The organism is Nocardia suismassiliense (genome assembly GCF_900269665.1).
Classification (GTDB): Bacteria; Actinomycetota; Actinomycetes; order Mycobacteriales; family Mycobacteriaceae; genus Nocardia; species Nocardia suismassiliense.
The window spans coordinates 5,500,640-5,518,314 of record NZ_LT985361.1; the positions used below are offsets into that span (position 1 = coordinate 5,500,640).

General features: G+C 66.8%; 17 protein-coding genes. 6 read left to right on the plus strand and 11 right to left on the minus strand.

What is annotated here, in order from left to right; translation table 11 throughout:
* Nucleotides 1-23: 23 nt before the first annotated feature.
* Genes DBO33_RS24415 through DBO33_RS24430 form a run of 4 tightly spaced genes read right to left on the minus strand, consistent with a single transcriptional unit; the run spans nt 24 to nt 4,342 of the window.
* On the minus strand, nt 24-1,079 hold the full coding sequence (locus DBO33_RS24415; RefSeq protein ID WP_234391009.1) for an alpha/beta hydrolase: 1,056 nt from the start codon (nt 1,077-1,079) through the stop codon (nt 24-26).
* Nucleotides 1,076-2,620, minus strand: a complete 1,545-nt coding sequence (locus tag DBO33_RS24420; RefSeq protein ID WP_107657136.1) for a flavin-containing monooxygenase — start codon at nt 2,618-2,620, stop codon at nt 1,076-1,078. The genes DBO33_RS24415 and DBO33_RS24420 overlap by 4 nt, the downstream gene beginning before the upstream one ends.
* Before the next feature lie 7 nt (nt 2,621-2,627).
* Complete coding sequence (locus DBO33_RS24425) at nt 2,628-3,488, minus strand: SDR family NAD(P)-dependent oxidoreductase (RefSeq protein ID WP_107657137.1); 861 nt, start codon at nt 3,486-3,488, stop codon at nt 2,628-2,630.
* Complete coding sequence (locus DBO33_RS24430) at nt 3,485-4,342, minus strand: SDR family NAD(P)-dependent oxidoreductase (protein ID WP_107660557.1); 858 nt, start codon at nt 4,340-4,342, stop codon at nt 3,485-3,487. The genes DBO33_RS24425 and DBO33_RS24430 overlap by 4 nt, the downstream gene beginning before the upstream one ends.
* A gap of 187 nt (nt 4,343-4,529) precedes the next feature.
* Here DBO33_RS24430 and DBO33_RS24435 point away from each other — a divergent pair, with 187 nt between their 5' ends.
* Genes DBO33_RS24435 through DBO33_RS24445 form a run of 3 tightly spaced genes read left to right on the plus strand, consistent with a single transcriptional unit; the run spans nt 4,530 to nt 8,094 of the window.
* A complete protein-coding gene (locus DBO33_RS24435; RefSeq protein ID WP_159080460.1) occupies nt 4,530-5,204 on the plus strand; it encodes a TetR/AcrR family transcriptional regulator in 675 nt (224 codons plus the stop codon).
* Nucleotides 5,205-5,254: 50 nt separating this feature from the next.
* On the plus strand, nt 5,255-6,700 hold the full coding sequence (locus DBO33_RS24440; RefSeq protein ID WP_107657139.1) for an ABC1 kinase family protein: 1,446 nt from the start codon (nt 5,255-5,257) through the stop codon (nt 6,698-6,700).
* Between the two features lie 20 nt (nt 6,701-6,720).
* On the plus strand, nt 6,721-8,094 hold the full coding sequence (locus DBO33_RS24445) for a serine hydrolase domain-containing protein (protein WP_107657140.1): 1,374 nt from the start codon (nt 6,721-6,723) through the stop codon (nt 8,092-8,094).
* A gap of 15 nt (nt 8,095-8,109) precedes the next feature.
* Here DBO33_RS24445 and DBO33_RS24450 read toward each other — a convergent pair whose 3' ends face one another.
* Nucleotides 8,110-9,258: an MCE family protein gene (locus DBO33_RS24450; RefSeq protein WP_107657141.1), complete on the minus strand. Its 1,149-nt coding sequence runs from the start codon at nt 9,256-9,258 to the stop codon at nt 8,110-8,112.
* Between the two features lie 116 nt (nt 9,259-9,374).
* The gene (locus tag DBO33_RS24455; RefSeq protein ID WP_159080461.1) at nt 9,375-10,358 is read right to left on the minus strand and encodes a LysR family transcriptional regulator; all 984 of its coding nucleotides are present in this window, start codon (nt 10,356-10,358) and stop codon (nt 9,375-9,377) included.
* Between the two features lie 730 nt (nt 10,359-11,088).
* Between DBO33_RS24455 and DBO33_RS24460 the strand changes: the two genes are divergently transcribed.
* Both DBO33_RS24460 and DBO33_RS24465 read left to right on the plus strand, forming a co-directional pair.
* Nucleotides 11,089-11,460 carry a hypothetical protein gene (locus DBO33_RS24460; RefSeq protein ID WP_107657143.1) on the plus strand — a complete coding sequence of 124 codons (372 nt, stop codon included), beginning with the start codon at nt 11,089-11,091 and terminating at the stop codon, nt 11,458-11,460.
* A 152-nt stretch (nt 11,461-11,612) separates the two neighbouring features.
* Nucleotides 11,613-12,998: an FAD-binding oxidoreductase gene (locus DBO33_RS24465; protein WP_234391010.1), complete on the plus strand. Its 1,386-nt coding sequence runs from the start codon at nt 11,613-11,615 to the stop codon at nt 12,996-12,998.
* A 49-nt stretch (nt 12,999-13,047) separates the two neighbouring features.
* On the opposite strand, the gene DBO33_RS24470 is transcribed toward DBO33_RS24465, so the two are convergent.
* The 4 genes from DBO33_RS24470 to DBO33_RS24485 all read right to left on the minus strand — a co-directional run bounded on the left by DBO33_RS24470 (nt 13,048) and on the right by DBO33_RS24485 (nt 15,734).
* Nucleotides 13,048-13,395 carry a DUF6766 family protein gene (locus tag DBO33_RS24470; RefSeq protein ID WP_107657144.1) on the minus strand — a complete coding sequence of 116 codons (348 nt, stop codon included), beginning with the start codon at nt 13,393-13,395 and terminating at the stop codon, nt 13,048-13,050.
* 102 nt (nt 13,396-13,497) lie between these two features.
* Nucleotides 13,498-14,631: a 4-hydroxyphenylpyruvate dioxygenase gene (gene hppD / locus DBO33_RS24475; protein WP_107657145.1), complete on the minus strand. Its 1,134-nt coding sequence runs from the start codon at nt 14,629-14,631 to the stop codon at nt 13,498-13,500.
* A complete protein-coding gene (locus DBO33_RS24480) occupies nt 14,628-15,170 on the minus strand; it encodes an EF-hand domain-containing protein (RefSeq protein WP_107657146.1) in 543 nt (180 codons plus the stop codon). Before DBO33_RS24480 ends, hppD begins: the two co-directional genes overlap by 4 nt.
* Before the next feature lie 162 nt (nt 15,171-15,332).
* Nucleotides 15,333-15,734 carry a hypothetical protein gene (locus DBO33_RS24485; protein WP_107657147.1) on the minus strand — a complete coding sequence of 134 codons (402 nt, stop codon included), beginning with the start codon at nt 15,732-15,734 and terminating at the stop codon, nt 15,333-15,335.
* Nucleotides 15,735-15,916: 182 nt separating this feature from the next.
* On the opposite strand from DBO33_RS24485, the gene DBO33_RS24490 reads away from it, so the two are divergent.
* Nucleotides 15,917-16,861 carry a GlxA family transcriptional regulator gene (locus DBO33_RS24490; protein ID WP_107660559.1) on the plus strand — a complete coding sequence of 315 codons (945 nt, stop codon included), beginning with the start codon at nt 15,917-15,919 and terminating at the stop codon, nt 16,859-16,861.
* Nucleotides 16,862-16,944: 83 nt separating this feature from the next.
* Here the strand turns inward: DBO33_RS24490 and DBO33_RS24495 are convergent, their stop codons facing one another.
* Nucleotides 16,945-17,484 carry a hypothetical protein gene (locus DBO33_RS24495; RefSeq protein ID WP_234391011.1) on the minus strand — a complete coding sequence of 180 codons (540 nt, stop codon included), beginning with the start codon at nt 17,482-17,484 and terminating at the stop codon, nt 16,945-16,947.
* Nucleotides 17,485-17,675 lie beyond the last annotated feature (191 nt).

A 17,675-nucleotide genomic window follows, 5' to 3' on the forward strand; every position in this document is an offset into this window, starting at 1 on the left:
CCTACCCGTGGTCGTGCGGCGGGTCATGCCGCGGTGGTCTGGTCGGTGGCCCGGCTCGGGGCCGACGCGTCGAGCACACGACGCAGGAACGCACCGATCTCGGCGATGGCCGCGCGCGCGTCCGGCAGCAGGTCCGCGCCCGCGTGGAAGACGTGAATGGCGTTGTCCCAGATCTGCAAGGTGTGCGGCACACCGGCTTGGGCGCAGCGGCGGGCGAGCGCCTCCGAATCCGGCAGCAGCACTTCGAGATTGCTCACCTGGATCAACGTCGGTGGCAGGCCGGCGAAGTCGTGGTTCACCGGCGACCAGGCCGGATCGAGCACGCCCTCACGGGCGAAGCCGATCAGGGCAGGCACCGCGAGGGCCCGCGCCGACAGCAGCGCGTCGCGCCGATCGTTCGGGTGCTCCCGCCGGATGGCCGGGTCGAGATCGGCCCACGGCGCGATCGCCGCGATGGCCGCGGGCATGGGCAGCGCCAGGGTGCGGGTGGCGAGCGCGGCGGCGAAGGCGATACCGCCGCCCGCCGAATCACCGGCGAAGACAATACGTTCGGCGGCGAACCCGCTGTTCAGCAGGTGACGGTAGGCGGTGATCGCGTCGTCGACGGTGTCGGTGATATGCCCCTTGGGCAGCTGCCGGTAATCCACGTTCAGCAGCGCGACACCGGCCGAGCGGGCGATCCGCGCGGCCAGCCTGCGATGGCTGTGCAGGCCGCCGGCCAGAAATCCGCCGCCGTGGAAGTACAGGATGGCCGCACCCTGTTCCGTGTTGTCGGGACCGAGATGGTCGCGGTGCCAGAGCCATTCGGCGCGAAAGTCCGTAAACAGGACGGCTCGGCGCTTGGTGCCGCGGGCAGGCCGCAACGGGATCGCTAGCAGCTCGGCCACATTGGCTATCCGGAAGGCCCGGCTGCCACGCAGCGCGGCCGACTCAGCGAAGACGCAGAGCAGGTCGACGGCGGGCCGCAGCGTGCCACGCAGCAGTGCGTGCGCCAGGCGCAGCCGCAGGCTGGCCCGGCTGGCGAACTCGACGTGCACGCCGTCGCGGGTCGTGGGCAGGGCGAGCGGCGCGGCGGTCACGACGACGCTCCGGCCAGCGCAGGTACCTGGTAGCGGTAGTCGTCGAGCGGGAATCGACGGCTGCCCCGGCGCGCTTCGAAGAACCCCGAGGGCCGGACATAAGTGCTGTCGCCCTGCGAGTTCCGGTAGTAGGTCGGGACGTGGCCGTTGAGATCGGCCAGGTAGTAGCGCAGCGACTCGCCCCTGCGGTGGATCTCGCGGTGGTAGGCGTCGGCCGCTTCCTTGCGCACCTCACACCACACCGCACCGCGGCGACGCGCTTCGCCGATGGCGCGCACCGCGTGATCGGCGGTCATCTCCACGAAGGCGTGCCAGCCCGAGCCGGTCCACGAGTACGGGCCGACCAGCGTCCACCGGTTCGGCAGACCGTGCACCGAGACGCTCTGGTACGCCTGCAAGCCTTCTTCGTTGTAGAACTTCGCCAGATCGAAACCGTTGCGGCCCAGTACTGTTCCGGGCCGGTAGGTCTCCGGATCGGAGAACACCTCGTAGCCGGTGGCCAGGATGAGCGCGTCGAACCGGTGCAGCGCCTTATCGTCGGTGCGGATCCCGGTCGGCGTGATCTTCTCGATCGGCGTGGTCACCAGGGTGACATTGTCCCGGTTGTAGGCCCGTAGATAACTGTTCGACAGGGTCGGGCGCTTGGCCACCAGCCCGAAGTTCGGCGTCAGCGCCGCCCGCGTCGCCGGGTCGGTGATCACACGCGCGAGGTAGCGCCGATACAACGCCTGGCACACCGCGTCGAAGCGGTCCATCACCGGATGCACCACGCCGCCGGGCAGGCCGACGATGGCGCGCAACGCCAGATCGACCACCACCAGCGCGCCGCCGTGCAGCATCGGCTGGAGTCCGGGCACCCCCAGAACCCGTTGCAGTGCAACGGGAATGCGGAAGTCCGGCTTGGGCAGCGACCAGACCGGCGTGCGCTGGAAGACGGTCAACTGCCCGACCTCGGGCGCGATGGACGGAATGATCTGCACCGCACTGGCACCCGTGCCGATGATGCCGACCGCCTTGCCGGACAGGTCGTAGTCGTGATCCCAATCGCTGGGGCGCAAGACTTTACCCTTGAACGACCGGGTACCGGGGATGCCGACCTCGTCCTTGGGCCGGACGAATGCGCCGACCGCGCTGATCACGAAGCGCGCCGTCACCACCGACCCGTCCGTCAGGCGCAGCTTCCAGTACCCCGAGTCGTCGTCCCACTCCTCCCGATCGACCTCGGCGCCGAAGCGCACCCGCTCGCGCACGCCGAACCGGTTCGCGACGTCGACGTGGTACTGCTTGACCTCCGGCCCCAGCGGAAACACCCGGCTCCAGTTCGCCTTGCGGGCGAAGGAGTACTGGTAGGCCAGCGCCGGAATGTCCACGCCCAGACCGGGATAGTGGTTCTCGTGCCAGCTGCCGCCGACCTCGTCGGAGCGCTCCAGCACGATGAAGTCGTCGATGCCCGCTTGGCGCAGTTTCACCCCGGCCGCGATGCCGCCCGGGCCCGCGCCGATCACGGCGACCTCGTATTGCGGCTCTGCTGTGTCTTTCATGGCTGTCTCACTTCGTGATTCGGTTCAGCAACGGCTGAATGCGGGGTAGCAGCTTGTCGGCCAGATCGAAGGACCCGATGCTGCCGACCGTGCGGATCAGGCCGGGCGACAGGCGGAACAGTCCGTACCCGAGCCAGGCCTCGGGATTCACCGGCACGATCGCCCGATTCCGGCGGATCGCGCGTTCGATGGCGCGCGCGACCTTGTCCGGCCCGGCAAACGACAGACTCTGGACCCGGCCGATGTCCGCGCGCCAGGCCGCCTGCTGATCGGCGTCGAGTCCCGCGCGCTCACCGTGGGCGAGCAGGTCGGTCCGGATGGCGCCGGGACAGATGGCCGTGACGCCGATCCCCTTGGGCCGCAACTCCACCCGCAGCGCCTGGCTGGCCATCAGCACCGCGGCCTTGGCCGACGCGTAGGCGGGGATGTACTTGGCCGGGAAGAACGCTGCCCCGGAGGAGACGTTGACGATGTGCCCGTCGATACCGGCATCGATCATCTGCCGGGCGAACGCCCGCGACCCGTAGATCACGCTCATCAGATCGATGTCGACCGTGCGCTGCCACTGCGCCGCACTGGTTTCGTAGAACCCGCCGGTATCCATGACTCCCGCGTTGTTCACCAGGACGTGCGCCGGTCCGAACTCGCCGCGCACCCACGCGGCGCACGTGTCCCATTGCGCTTCGCTCGCCACATCCAGCCGATAAGGATGCCCGCGCCCGCCCGCGGCGACGATCTCCTCGGCCACCGACTGCGCGGTGTGCTCGTCGATATCGGCCACTACCACTCGATATCCGGTGTCCGCGAGCAGCAGTGCGGTCTCACGCCCGATGCCCGCGCCACCACCGGTGACGATCGCTGTTCTCATCGCCGCTCACCCAGCACTCGATCCGACAGCTGAACTGCGCGCTCCGCCAACGGCATCCGGGCCAGCCCGACGATGCCGCGCATGAGCCCCGGCGACAGGCGCGCCAGATACCAACCGGCCCAGGCTTCGAGGCCTACCGGCACGGTGGCGAGGTTCCAGCGCACCGCCCGCTCGACCGCCGCGGCGACTCGGTCCGGGGAGCGGCCGAAGATGCGCTGCCCGCGCGCGAGTTTCGTGGCCCACTCGGTGCCGTGCTGCTCGTCTGTGCCCGCCCGGGTTCCGTTGGCGGACAGGTGCGTATCGATCAGTCCGGGGCACACCGCGCTCACTCGGATACCGCGACCGGCGAATTCGGCTCGCAGCGCCTGCGTGCCAAGCCACGCACCGGCTTTCGCGGTCACATACGACGGCGCCAGCGGTGTGGGCAGGAACGCGCCGACCGAGCAGATGTTGACGATGGCGCCGCGCTTGCCCGCCTCGACCATCTGCTGCACGAACAGCCGCGACCCCAGCAGCGGACCCATCATGTTGATGGCGATCATGCGCCGCCAGTCGTCACCGGTCTGCTCGAGGAAGCCGCCCGAGATCAAGATGCCCGCGTTGTTGACCACCACGTCCGGGACGCCGTGTGTCTGCGACACCTGCGCGGCGAACACCGCCAGGTCGGCGGCGTCCGCGACATCGAGCGGGTAGTACTCCGCCTGGCCACCCGTCGCGCGGACCAGCCCGGCCGTTTCCTTACCGCCGCGTTCATCGATGTCGGCGACGATCACCGTCGCGCCGCGCTTCGCGAACCGCAGGGCGGTTGCCCGGCCGATCCCGCTACCGGCCCCGGTCACCACCGTCACGGTCATGATCGACAACCTGGTCGTGCACTGGCGAACAAGGGGAAATGAATCATGCCGCGACTCCTGTGTCGTCCTCTGCCGGAACAGCCGATCGAGCAGCGATCAATTAATCGACGCTGATGTCACTAAAAGTAAACTGTCTCAGACAGAAGCGCAAGAGAAGGTCTGCCGCCAGGGGCATACGATGTGCGGGATGACCGAAGCAGCCAAGCGCGGCCGCGGGCCGGGCAGGCCGCGCGACGAACAGAACACCGAGCGACGCAGGCGCGAGCTGATCGCCGCCGCCTACCAGGTGTTCACCACGAAGGGTTATGCCGCGGCGTCGACCGCGGACATCACCGCGGCGGTCGGCATCGGCTACGGCACCTTCTACCGCTACTTCGACAGCAAGCGAGCCATTCTCGACGAGGTGGTCGACTACGGCCTCGATCGGATCCTCACCGAGATAGCGGACGACGTGTTCGAGCCCGCCTCGATCGAGTCCGAGATGACCGTCGACCGGCTGGTCCAGACCTGGTCCGGCGCGGTGGACCGGATGTGCCGGATCGCCGAATCCGACCCGGCTCTGATGCAGGCGATGCTGTTCGAACTGCCCGGCATCGACGACGAACTCAACACCCGGCTGATCGGGCTCGGCGGCATCCTCGCGGCCGCGGTCGAGCGCTTCCTGTCCCGGGCCGTCGACGCCGGCGTCCTGCGCGCGGACGTGAACACCACCGATGTCGCGTGGATGCTGATGGCGCTGACCATTCCCCCGGTGATGCGCACCTTGCAGGGCGGCGGCGAACTCGATCGGCGCCGGTACACCGACACCGTGCTGGCCGTGCTCACCCCCGGGCTGCGCGGCACCGAACCAGCGGCGAATTAGTCGACATAGACGTCTGCTAATCTCGGCCGATCCCTGCGGAAGGGCGTTCGATGGCGGAGCAGATACCCACCTCACGAGTGCGGCGCGGCGCCGTGTTCGGCAAACTCGTTGCCGGACAGGCGGTTCGCGGTGCGGGCGTCAAGCTGTCGATGGTCGGCGACACCGACGCGGAGCGGATCGCACGCACCGAACGCGCGCTCGCCGACGCGGCCGAGGACATCGTCACCGTGCTGGGCAGCATGAAGGGGCTGGCCATGAAGGCCGGCCAGCTGCTGTCGATGTTCGATCTGCTGGCCGCGTTCGGCATCGAAACTCTGCCTACTGCCCAGCGCGAACGATTCCAGCGCAAGCTCGCGGCCCTCTACGACCAGGCGCCGCAGCTGCCGTTCGCGCGGATGCGCACGGTCATCGAGGACGACTACGCCCGCCCGCTCGGCGAGGTGTTCGCGGAGTTCGAGCCCGAGCCGATCGGCGCGGCCTCGATCGGCCAGGTCTACCGCGCGCGGCTCACCGACGGCCGCCCGGTGGCGGTCAAGGTCCAGTACCCGGGCATCGACGTCGCGGTCCGGGCCGATCTGAAGAACCTCAGCCTGGTCATGCGGATGCTGCGCACGGTCGCGCCGGCGGTCGCCGACCACGCGCTGTTCCGCGAGCTCACCACACATTTCGCCGACGAGACCGACTATCGTGCCGAAGCCGAGCATCACCGGCTCGTCGCTGACGTCTACCGCGACCACCCGTTCATCCGCATCCCCGAGGTAGTGACCGAGCTGTGCACGGCCCGGGTGCTCGTCACCGAACTGGTCGAGGGTCTGAGTTTCGACGAGATCGTCGCGCTGCCCGATCCGGAGCGGGACCGCGTCGGCGAGATCCTGCACCGCTTCTACCTGGGCACCATGGCGCGGGAACATTGCTTCTCCGGCGATCCGCACCCGGGCAACATTCTGCTCGCCGCCGACAGCAAGGTCGCCTTCCTCGATTTCGGCCTGTTCAAGCACATGGACGAGTCCGCAGTCGAGTTCGAGTTGCACTGTGTGCGAGCGGCCGCCGAGTATCGCGGCGCCGACATGCGCGCGCTACTGGTGGAATACGGTGTGCTGGAGCAGGATTCGCTGGCCAGCGCGGACGACTGCCTGCGCCTGGTGCACGAGGTCTCCGGCTGGCTGCTCACCGACGCCGAGATCCGGGTCGCCGAGGACGCCGCGGCGCACGCCGTGCTCGCCTTCGTCGACCCGCGCCGCGGCTACTTCGACCGCTGGCGGCGTGAGTACGCGCCCGCCGAACACGCTTTCGCGCGCCGGGTGGAATACGGCACCCTCGCCCTGCTGGGCAAGCTCCGCGCCAGCGGCAACTGGCACCGCATCGCTCGCGAGTGGTGCTACCACGAACCACCCCGCACCGAACTGGGCGTGCTCGAACATGATTGGCTGACTCAGCGGAGCAGGCCGGCGACCGACGGTGCGCTGCCGGTCGCGGGAAACGCCGATCCGTCCTAGTACCGAAGGGAAGTCGCAGGATGCTGTTGCCATCGACCGAGCGGGCGTTGTTGCACCGGGTCGCCGTCGAGCAAGCGGAGTACCGGGTGCCCTCGCTGATCGCCGCCGTGGTGCGCGACGGCGAGCTGGTGTGGTCGGGGGCCAGGGGCCGGGTCGACGGCGGTCAGCCGACTATCGATACCCAGTACCGCATCGGCTCGATCACCAAGTCGATGGTGGCCACCATGGTGCTGCGGTTGCGCGACGAAGGCAAGCTCGACCTGGCCGACCCGCTGACCAAGCACGTGCCCGGCGCGCCACTCGGGGATCGCACTGTCGCCCAACTGCTTTCGCACACCGCGGGCCTGCGCGCGGAGTCGCCCGGCGACTGGTGGGAGCGCACCGAAGGCGGGGATTGGGCCGGCCTCGCCGACAGCATGAACGGCGACCCGGGCAGCAAAGCACTGTTGCATCGGGCGGGCCGCCGATTCCACTACTCCAATGTCGGTTTCGCCGCGCTCGGCGAGTTGGTCGCCCAGCTGCGCGGCCACAGCTGGTTCGAGGCTTTGCGCGCCGAGGTGCTCGTCCCGCTGGGCATGGGCCGCACCACCGTGTCGCCCGTCGCGCCACACGCCACCGGCTGGGCGGTGCATCCTTGGGCCGACGTCGTATTGCCGGAGCCCGCTCACGATCACGGGGCGATGGGCGCGGCGGGTCAGCTGTGGTCCACGGTGTGCGACCTGGCCCGCTGGGCGGCGTTCCTCGGCGGCGACACCGGCGACGTGCTCGCCGCCGACACGCTGGCGGAGATGCGCGAGCCCGCCATCGTCACGGACGGCGACCGGTGGGACGCGGGCTACGGGCTCGGCCTGCAATTGCAGCGCCGCGACGGCCGTCGGCTGGCCGGGCACACGGGGGCCATGCCCGGCTTCATCGCCGAGGTCTGGGCCGACCCGAAGGACCGCACCGGTGTGCTGTTCCTGTCCAACACCACCTACGGCGGTATCCGCGGCAAGCTGGGCGGTGGGATGCTGGACATCCTGGCCGAGCACGAACCGAACCTGCCCGAAGAGTGGTTGCCCGCGCCCGAGGTGGACCCGAAACTGTTGGCGCTCACCGGAACCTGGTACTGGGGCAGCGCCTCGATCGCGCTGCACCTGCGGGCCGATGGTCTGCTATCACTCGAAGCCCTCGCGCACGGCGGGCGGGAGTCGCGGTTCCGGCCAGAGGCCGACGGCTCCTGGACCGGACTCGACGGGTACTACGCCGGTGAACGCATGGAGGTCGTGCGCGGGCCCGACGGCGTGGCCGAGCGGCTGGAGCTCGTGAGTTATGTGTTCACCCGGGCGCCCTACGAGCCGGTCGAGCCCATCCCTGGTGGAGTCGACCCGGCGGGCTGGCAAGGACGCGAATAGGACGTCCCACGCAGATCACCGATGGCCACCCGATACCCGGGACTGCACGAGTTGCAGCACCTGAATCAGGCTGCCGACGAAGTCCTGCAGATCCGGTAGCAATTGCCCCTTGGGATCGGTCAGCGCGCTGACGTCCAGCGCGGTCACGCTGAAGAAGATGCCGATGCTTTTGCCGCGGAAGGACGCGTCCAGCTTGGGACGCAGCGTGTGCATACGATCCAGCATCGTACCGAGATCGTCGCCGGCCGCGGCCAGCTCGCCCATCAACCGGCGGGTGTTGTCCAGCAGGTCGGCGAGGTGCCGACCGGAGGTATCGGCGTAGTCGCCTAGCGCCGCGGTGGTCGCCGATACCTTTGTCAGCAAATCGCCGATGGCTCTGTTGTTTTGGGCGAGCGTGCCGAGCAGGTCGGGCAGCGCGCCCGCCCCCCGGCCCAGCTCGGCGTGCCGGGCCTCGATACTGCCTGCGAGCGTGCTGAACTCGGTGAGCACCGCGTCCACTCGGGCGCTGTTGTCGTTCAAACTGCGGACCACAGCGGTCATTTCGGTGGTCAGGCGGGACACCTGACCGCCACGACCACCCACGATCGCGTCCAGCTCCGAGGTCAGCTCGGCGAGTGCGGCCAAGCCACCCCCGTTGAACAGCAAGGAGATCGAGACCAGCAGCTGTTCGGCGGACGCGGCCGAGGACGTCTTGTCGAGACCGAGGGTGGCGCCGTCGCGCAGCATCGGCGCACCCGGTGCGGTGGGCGGCGTGGACACCGCGACGAACATCTCGCCGAGCGGGGTGTCCTGGCGCAGTTCGGCCGTGCTGCCCTCGGGCAGCTCGACGGCCGTGCTGATGGTGAGGTCCACGAGCGCCCGGAAGTTCTTGGTGCTGATCTTGGTGACCACTCCGACATTCGAGCCGCCGATCCGCACCTTCGCCTGGTCCGCCAGGCTCAGCGCGTCCTCGAATATCGCGTGCACCGTGTAGGTTTCACCGGACATACCCGGCATGGGCAACGGCAGCTTCTGCACCGTGAGACCGCACCCGGAGATCACCGTCACCGCGACGATCGCCGCCAAAACCCTGATCGCCGTTCGGACGCGGCGGCGAGCAAGGCCGGTCTGTGTGCTTTCCGGGTTCGCGTGCTCCAGCGTCTCGACTTCGAGCTCTGCCCTCATGTCCGACTCCCCCCACCGCAGCCTGAAACTACCAGTCGGAAGCACCCCGCCGGGCCGGAATCGAAGTCCCATGCACTTCGAAAGTTCTTCTCCCGCAGCAGAAGAACGTCGGCACGTCAGGTGGGCAGGGGACCGATCGGCATGGTCGGGCGGTGTTGCCCGGCTGCATGATCCGGGTTCCGGGTTGCCAATAGGCCTGCGACACCGAACTTTCGGATGAGTTCCGGGTCGCTGATGACCTCGAGGAACTTCACCACCTGAGGTGACTTGTCTCGCGCGTGCACTGCCAGCTCGCGCCGGACCGGACGGGACAGCCGAATGACCGACAGCAGTCTGGCCGAACCGTGCAGTGCCATCCGCGGCACCAGTGCGATGCCGACGCCGTACTCCACCATGCTCAACGCGGTGGACACATCCGGCGCGCGGACCGCGAATCGGATCGGTACACCGGCGCGGGCCCCCTCACGCAACAACGTGTCGGTGAGATCGGAGTTCGCGCCGCAGCGGATCCACGGCGCCTCGACCAGTTGTTTCCACGAGCCGTCGAAGTTGCCGCGCTGGCTGGGGTGGCACACCACGACGAGCTCTTCCTCGCCGAAGCAGTGCACGAGGCGCGAGCCGGCCTGTCCGAGCGGTCCGACGGCGAGATCGAGGCCGCCCTCTTCCAGCGTCGCGTCGAGCTCACGGAGATCGGTGAACGCCCTGACCTCGACGCTGTCGAGATGGCGTTCGTGGCGCATCCGGTAGACCAGCGGCGGCAACAGCTTCTGCGCGATCGTCGGCGTGGTGCCGACGGTCATCACGCCGTCGCCGAACGACTCCCCCATGGCCATCGCCTGCCGGGCGGATTCGACGACTTTCGAGGCCTGGACGAAGAACGCCCTGCCGAAATCGGTGAGCCTGGATCGGCGCGACTGCGGATCGAACACGTTGCGGCCCAACGAGGTCTCCAGCACATCGATCTGCTGCGACATCGCGGACGGCGTGATGCCGAACCGCCGCGCCGCCGCGGACAGCGAACCCAGTTCCACCGCGTGCACGAAGTAGTCGAACTGTCGCAGCGTGATCGCAGTGGAACTGAGTACAGGGTTTTCAGACATCGGCAACCTTCGTGTCGAGCCATCGGCAATCCACAGCCACGGTCCATTCGAATTCTTTTGCGCGCCGTTCATCCTATGAATTCGAATAGCGAGTCCTCGACGGAGCCGCCGTCGAGTTGTTACTCCGGCTTGCGCAAGCAGTATCTACTGGAGACGACTGTTAGTCAAACCTCGGGTAACACTAATTCGACTGTTGCCTGGATCACCGTTCAGCTCGAGGCCGGATCGTCGGATCTATTTGAAACCCACCTTTCGATTTGCCGATTTGTGAGGTCGGGTTCCAGCTGCTCTGTGCCCCGGTTGCGTTGCCGCACAAGGTAACCGGCCGCCACTATTTTATCGATCGTCGAATTGGTCAAGCGTCCACTCCGGTGGCGCCGCCCGATTGAAGCAGAGCTCAATGGTGGTAAGTCGGCATTCTCATTACCGAGCACGCATATGTGCAGAAACACAAAGGGGCGGACATGCCTTCATGCACTTTTATCAAAACCGCCTATCGGCGGCACCGAGAATTTGCCGGACGTGAATCGAGACCTGTCGGATATTCGGCCGACGCGGCTCAGCCGGCGAGATAAATCGCCGACGGCGGGTCCGTGCGGCTCGGGATCTCGGCCGGCCGCGGCATAGGACGCGAGGATCGCCTCGCCGGGAACAACCCGGTCGTGGCGAAATCACGGTTACGCGAGGACACTGGTGGCGAAGCGACGAATCCGTCTCGAGGAGCAATGTGATGGCACCTGACAGACCTTTTGGGATCGGTCCGGAAGACCTCGAACGCGCGTTGCGGGAGGCGGGGATCGAAATCCGAGACTTCCTCGGCAAGGTCGACCGCACCGGCGTGAATACACTGGCGTCGCTGTTCGGCCAGTTCGTGCAGCCCGAGCGCGCGCAGCCGCCGAAGCCGGAGGACGAGACCACCGGCGAGACCGGCAGCGGGGTGTGGGTCATCTACCGCGTCGACGACGCCGGCGAGGCCAGGGTCGAGCAGGTGTTCCCGAGCGAACTCGAGGCCTTGCGTGCGCATCGCGACAATACCGACGAAAACCGTCGCGTGCGGTTCCTGCCCTACGGTGTCCCCGCGACCGTGCTGGACTTGCCCTGATATCGGCCGACCAACGCTGCCGCCACCTCTGACGGGCCCCATCGAGCTCGCCTCCATCGACACATAGGTTTGGTTCCGCGACGCCGATCGCCAGCGGCGGCCGACGCGCGGGATCTACCATGCGAACACGGGGTCGAGCGAGGGCGGCCCGGATGGAGGACCATGGTGCGCACGATGTCGGTTCCGCGATGACCACCGCGTTCGACGGCCCGCCCCTCGAGATCGACACTCGCCCAGCGATTCTCGACCAGTACACGGTCGATGAGACCGGCCGGGCCGGGCAACGGCCGCGCGGCGTCGTGTACCCGGCCGACGTCGACGAGGTGGCCGCGACGGTCCGGTGGGCGCGCGCCACGGGAACACCGCTCATCTGCCGGGGCGCCGGAACCAGCCTGGAAGGTCACCTGCTCGCGCAAGGCAACGAACTCATCGTCGACCTGTCGCAGTCGAATTCGATCCTGGACGTCTCCCCCACCGACTTCACCGCGACGGTGCAACCCGGGGTCACCCGCACGCAACTGAACGCGGCTACGGTGGCATCGGGTTTGCAGTTCACGGTGGATCCCGGGGCCGACGCGTCACTGGGTGGCATGGCAGCGACCAATGCCAGCGGTACCACCACCGTTCGCTACGGTGGCATGCACACGAATGTCCTTGCATTGCAGGTGGTCCTCGCCGACGGCACGGTGACGCGGCTCGGTCGCGCGGTCCGCAAATCGTCGAGCGGCTACGACCTGAAAGATCTGCTCATCGGCTCGGCCGGCACGCTCGGTATCATCACCGAACTCACGGTTCGGCTGCATCCGATCCCGGAATGCCTGCGCTCGCTGCGCGTTTCGTTCCCCTCCGTGGCGGCGGCGGTCGACGCGGCCGTCGAGATGCTCGGTGCCGCACTGCCGGTCAGCAGACTCGAACTCGTCGATGCCCCGGGTATGGCCGCGCTCAACGCGTTTCGCGGCGCCGACCACTACGCCGAGACACCGGCGCTGTTCATCGATATCGAGTCGTCGTCGGAACCGGCCGCCACCGCCGAAGAGCAAGAGATCCAGCGGATCGTCAAGGCGCACAACGCCCTCGACCTCACCGCGGCCCGCTCACACACCGAACGGCACGCACTCTGGGAAGACCGGCACAATCTCTTCTTCGCACTCAAGGCGCGCCATCCCGGCAGCCGTTTCATGGTGACCGACACCGCTGTCCCCTACTCACAGATCGCCGCGGCGGTCGACACCGCGACGCGGCTCGGCGACGAACTCGGCCTTGCGGTCAGCGTCGCCGGACACATCGGCGACGGCAACGTGCACACCATCGTTCCCTACACCGATCTGAACTATGCTGCGGTACAACAGTTCTCCGACTCCTTGGTCCGACACACCCTGTCGGTAGGCGGCACCGCGACCGGCGAACACGGTATCGGCCTCACCAAGAAGAAGTACCTGCGCGAAGAACACGGCGCCGCCGTCGACCTCATGATCGCCATCAAACGCACCCTCGACCCCCACAACCTGCTGAACCCGGGCAAGGTGCTCGACACATAACAGGGGCGCGCCCGTCGCCTGGGGCGACCGGCCTTATCCGAACTCGGCGTCAATCGTGCGGGACCGGCCGCTGCCGTTCCAGCGGAACCAGGTACGCCCGCAGATCATCGATCTTGGCTTCGATGCGTTCGGTGTTCTCCGCGTCGACCCGGAAGATCCAGTGCTTGGCACCCAGCAGCAGGATCGCCTGGAAGACGAGCTGCAGCCATTCGCTCTGCCAGTTCTCGAACGTACTGGCCAGGAAGTCCGGCCAGTAGCCGGACCATTCGAACGGTTGCCCATGGTCCTGTTGCGCGTTGCGATATTCGATGAGTTGAGTGAAGAACTGGGCGGCCCACGATCCGAGAAACAACATGAGCAGCACATAGACAGCTCCCCAGCGCCTGAAATGTGTCATACCAGGCGAGTACCCCGGCCACGGGCTTCGACTCGCTACCCGATAGCTACAGACGGGGTTCCAGCCCGAGGTGATCCCGATCGTCGAGCCCTGACGCCGGGTTCACAGGTTTCCGCGGCGGTCCTGTTCGCGTTCGATCGCCTGGAACAGCGCGGCGAAATTGCCGACGCCGAAACCCTGCGAGCCGTGCCGTTCGATGAGTTCGAAGAACCCGGTCGGCCGGTCCAGTGGCGGGCGGGTGAGGATCTGCAGGAGGTGGCCGTGTTCGTCCCGGTCCACCAACGCGCCGCGCCGGGCGAGTTCAGCGACCGGCGTGGTGATGGGCCCCAAGCGGTCGAGCATTTCCGGATCGTCGTAGTAGGTGTCCGGTGTCGGCAGGAACTCCACACCGCCTGCGCGCATGCCATCGATGGCCGCCAGGATGTCGTCGGTGGCCAGCGCGACGTGTTGCACTCCGGGGCAACCGTAGAACTGAAGGAACTCATCGACCTGACTGTTGCGGGCGGACTCCGCCGGCTCGACCACCGGGAATTTCACTTGCCGCCGCGGGTCGGCGACGACTCGAGAGCGCAGCGCCGAATATTTCGTGGAGATCTCCCCATCGACGAACTCCGCCATGGTGGCGAAGCCGAGGACTCGCTGGTAGAAGTCCACCCATTCGTCCATGCGGCCTGCTTCCACGGCGGCCACACAGTGATCGACCGCATGGAAGTACGGGACCGCGGCACCGGACATCGCGAATGTCGCTGCCGCATAGCCGGGGAGATGGACGCCACGATAGCGGGACCGGTCGACGAAGGTATGCCGGACCTGCCCGTACGCCGCGATCGACGCGAGCATCACAGTCCCATCCGCATCGCCGATCCGATGCGGCTCGACCAGCCCGCGCGCGCCCTGGGCTAGCGCGTGGTCGTAGGCGGCACCGACATCGCACACCTCCAGACCGACGTCGACCACCCCGTCGCCATGCTGATGAACGAACTCACCCAGTTCCGTGCCCGCTCGGGCCGCGCCGGTAACCACGAAACAGGCTGTGCCGGAACGCAGTACATACGAGCACTCGTCCAGACACCCCGTCTCCGGCCCTCGGTACGCCACCGGCGACATCCCGAAGGCACTGGCGAAGAAATGGGCGGACTGGAATGCGTTGCCCACCGCGAACACGATCGCGCCGAAGCCGAGTACGTCGAACGGCCCCGTCGTGGTCGCGGTGGCTACGGCAACCGGGGCGTTCAAGCGTTCGCAAGCAGGTCGGCCACCGGATCCTGCGCGGAGCTGGAGTAGTACCTGCAGATCACCTCGACCCACTCCGTTGCGGGGATTTCGCCGGCACCGGCAGTGTCGAGCTTCGCGAACATCGCGGCGGCTTTGTCGGCGTCGAAGCCGACCAGCCGCATGTAATCGGTGTACTCGGCCCGGTCGATCATGCCGTCGTCATTGCGGTCGCACATCGCGACGACCGCCTCCGCATACGGTCGAAGGTAGGCCGTGTTCGCGGACGGGTCGGTGACCGCGGCGAAGTACTCCTCGATGCTCACCACGCCATCGCCGTTGGTATCGGCGTGGGCCGACAAACCTTGCCAATAGCCTTGATGCGCAGCCACCAGTGCCCGCGCCTTCGCCGAGGTGGGCGGTTCGCCGAGACCGGTGATGATACGTTCGGCCAGCAGCTGGAAATCCTCCTCCTCCAGCACGCCGTTCCCGTTCGCATCCAGCAGGTCGAACCGCATACGGATCCTGCTCGAAGCGGCATCACTCATAGCGTTATTGCTCATGATTCCGATCGCCTTCCACTAGGGAGCGAGACAGGTCACAGCGGAATCGAGCATAACGAACCGACCTATGTTTGCCGACGGTTTCCCGAAGTATCAATAGCCGCCGCTTTCGCGCTCCGACGTACCGGTGCCGTCGGCCGAGCGCTGACGCTTGCGAGGTGGTCAGGGGGTCGGGCAGGCGCTGTCGACCTTGGCCAAGGCTTGCATGAATTCGGAGTTCTTGTCCTGTGGGGTTTTGAGGAAGACCTCGTCGGATTCCGAACTGAGCCGATCCATCTGACCGGCGGCTGTGCTGAGCGTGCGCTTCAGTTCAACGTCGTCCGCCTTGGCCGCCACGTCGGTAAAGGAGGCGCTCGTACCCTTGTAGACCTTTTTCAGTTTGGCGGTGTATTGCGGATCGTCGCCGTTCAGAGCATCGATGTCGTTGTTGAACTTTGTCGCGATCTGCACTACCTCGGCACATGATGCCGCACGGTCCGCCGCACTTGCGGTGCCGGCCGTCCCCAGGGTGTATCCGCTGATCAGGGTGGCGAAAGCGGCGGAAGCAAGGATCGTTTTACGCATGGGGTTCTCCTTCGACTAGAGGTCAGGAGTGGCAATTTCGAATTTGCTAGCTATTTGCCATATTCATAGTCGACCGACCATGGCCGGGTTTCCATATCAGCGAGCGCCACTATCCGATCAGATCGTGCCAATGGCGCGGCGCGTTGGGCTGCACCGCCGTTACCTGGCCATACGATGGCGAGATGCATGTCGTGGCGGCCGCACTTCCGGATCGGGTGGAGGTGTTCGACCTGGTGCTCGCGCTCCAGGTTTTCGCGGTAGCTCGACGGGCCGACGGCACCAAGCTCTACGAAATCCGAGTCTGCGGAGACGGCGAGACGACGGCCATGGCTCGTGGCCAGCTGGGTTTCGGTCTGCGACCGTCATGGCCGTCGTCCGCACTCGATGAAGCGGATACGGTGCTGATTGCGAGCGGGCAACCGCCGTACGACACCGAACAGTGGGTGCTCGATCGCGTGCGTCGAGCCGCCCAGCGCGGCGCGCGGATCGCCTCGTTGTGCACCGGCGCGTTCGCGCTGGCCGCCACCGGGCTGCTGGCCGGGCAGCGGGCGACGACCCACTGGCTGGCCTGCACCGAACTCGCCGATCGTTATCCGGAGATCGACGTCGACCCCACGGTGCTGTTCGTCGACAACGGCTCGGTGCTCACCTCCGCCGGGTCGGCCGCGGTAATGGATATGTGCCTGCATATGGTTCGCAACGACTACGGCGCCGAGATCGCCGCCGACGCCGCCCGATACCTGGTGATGCCCTTGCAGCGCGACGGCGGCCAAGCCCAGTTCATCCCGCGCACCCCGCCGCCCACCGATCGGTCGGCGTTGCAGCCGGTGCTGGAGTGGATCGAGCAGAATCTCGAACGCCCCCTGGCCCAGATCGAGATCGCGCGCGCGGCCGGAATGTCGGTGCGCAGCTTGCAAAGACACTTCCACGACCAACTCGGCACCACCGCCCAGCACTGGCTGCTGCACGCCCGCCTCGACCGGGCCCGGCAATTACTGGAAACCACCGAGTTGCCCATCGACCAAGTCGCCGAGGCCGCCGGCTTCGGCACCTCGATGACGTTGCGCCGCCACTTCACCCGCGAAGTCGGCACAGCGCCGCGCGCCTACCGCAACGCATTCCGCTGACGGTGCGCATTTCTGCGTGAGAAACGTATCTCGACGCGCGCCGTCACCGCGTCGAGATACGTTCCGGTGCAATATTGTTCGGATTAGCGGATGTCGATGGTGCCGTCGAAGATCATCGGGGTGGGACCCGGGTTACAGGTCCGGAGCATGTTCGTCGGCATCGGCAGGCCGTAACCGATCATGTTCGGCTGACCGCCTTGACCTTTGGTGACGGTGATCTGGATGGCCATCGCGTCAGGCGCGAACACCATTACGGGTTGGGCCGTGCTGATCGGATAGACCAGTGACACGGTATTGCCGACGACCGTCAAGCACGTCACGGGACCGGTGACCTTCACCGGCAGTGGCATATTCCCGAGTTGACCAACGGCCAGATAGGTTCCGGTCGCGGGTCCGTCCCCCTGCCCCTGCGCCTCGATATGCAGGACGTTCATGCCCAGCACCTGCATGTTGCCGTTGATCGACACGCTGGCGGGCGCTGCCGCCGCCTGCCCGGTCGCCGCAACCGCCGCCGCCCCGGCGACAGCCATGGATAAAACGAAGCGAGTAAGCCGATTTGCCATTGAAAACACCTTTCTAGGGTGGGGATATGCCCGGCGGATACCCGATGCCCGAAAACCCATGCGACGCAATCTCAGGTGGATAATCAAGTCGATTTTTCACGTTCCGACCGGTCGGGATCTTACTTTTATCGGCGGGGCCGCTCGAATCGTAGTGCGACCGGTACGAATTGGGCATGCAACCAGCACCGGAGGCGCGACCCGGCAGCGGTATCCTGCGGTCAACTCGTCGAATTGAACGAGCAATAGGGGCA

Excerpts from the sequence above, each read along its gene's own strand:
- DBO33_RS24420 (WP_107657136.1), bottom strand. The coding sequence starts at position 2,620 with ATGAAAGACACAGCAGAGCCGCAATACGAGGTCGCCGTGATCGGCGCG.
- DBO33_RS24425 (WP_107657137.1), bottom strand. The coding sequence starts at position 3,488 with ATGAGAACAGCGATCGTCACCGGTGGTGGCGCGGGCATCGGGCGTGAG.
- DBO33_RS24430 (WP_107660557.1), bottom strand. The coding sequence starts at position 4,342 with ATGACCGTGACGGTGGTGACCGGGGCCGGTAGCGGGATCGGCCGGGCA.
- DBO33_RS24435 (WP_159080460.1), top strand. The coding sequence starts at position 4,530 with ATGACCGAAGCAGCCAAGCGCGGCCGCGGGCCGGGCAGGCCGCGCGAC.
- DBO33_RS24440 (WP_107657139.1), top strand. The coding sequence starts at position 5,255 with ATGGCGGAGCAGATACCCACCTCACGAGTGCGGCGCGGCGCCGTGTTC.
- DBO33_RS24445 (WP_107657140.1), top strand. The coding sequence starts at position 6,721 with ATGCTGTTGCCATCGACCGAGCGGGCGTTGTTGCACCGGGTCGCCGTC.
- DBO33_RS24450 (WP_107657141.1), bottom strand. The coding sequence starts at position 9,258 with ATGAGGGCAGAGCTCGAAGTCGAGACGCTGGAGCACGCGAACCCGGAA.
- DBO33_RS24455 (WP_159080461.1), bottom strand. The coding sequence starts at position 10,358 with ATGTCTGAAAACCCTGTACTCAGTTCCACTGCGATCACGCTGCGACAG.
- DBO33_RS24460 (WP_107657143.1), top strand. The coding sequence starts at position 11,089 with ATGGCACCTGACAGACCTTTTGGGATCGGTCCGGAAGACCTCGAACGC.
- DBO33_RS24465 (WP_234391010.1), top strand. The coding sequence starts at position 11,613 with ATGGAGGACCATGGTGCGCACGATGTCGGTTCCGCGATGACCACCGCG.
- DBO33_RS24470 (WP_107657144.1), bottom strand. The coding sequence starts at position 13,395 with ATGACACATTTCAGGCGCTGGGGAGCTGTCTATGTGCTGCTCATGTTG.
- DBO33_RS24480 (WP_107657146.1), bottom strand. The coding sequence starts at position 15,170 with ATGAGCAATAACGCTATGAGTGATGCCGCTTCGAGCAGGATCCGTATG.
- DBO33_RS24485 (WP_107657147.1), bottom strand. The coding sequence starts at position 15,734 with ATGCGTAAAACGATCCTTGCTTCCGCCGCTTTCGCCACCCTGATCAGC.
- DBO33_RS24490 (WP_107660559.1), top strand. The coding sequence starts at position 15,917 with ATGCATGTCGTGGCGGCCGCACTTCCGGATCGGGTGGAGGTGTTCGAC.
- DBO33_RS24495 (WP_234391011.1), bottom strand. The coding sequence starts at position 17,484 with ATGGGTTTTCGGGCATCGGGTATCCGCCGGGCATATCCCCACCCTAGA.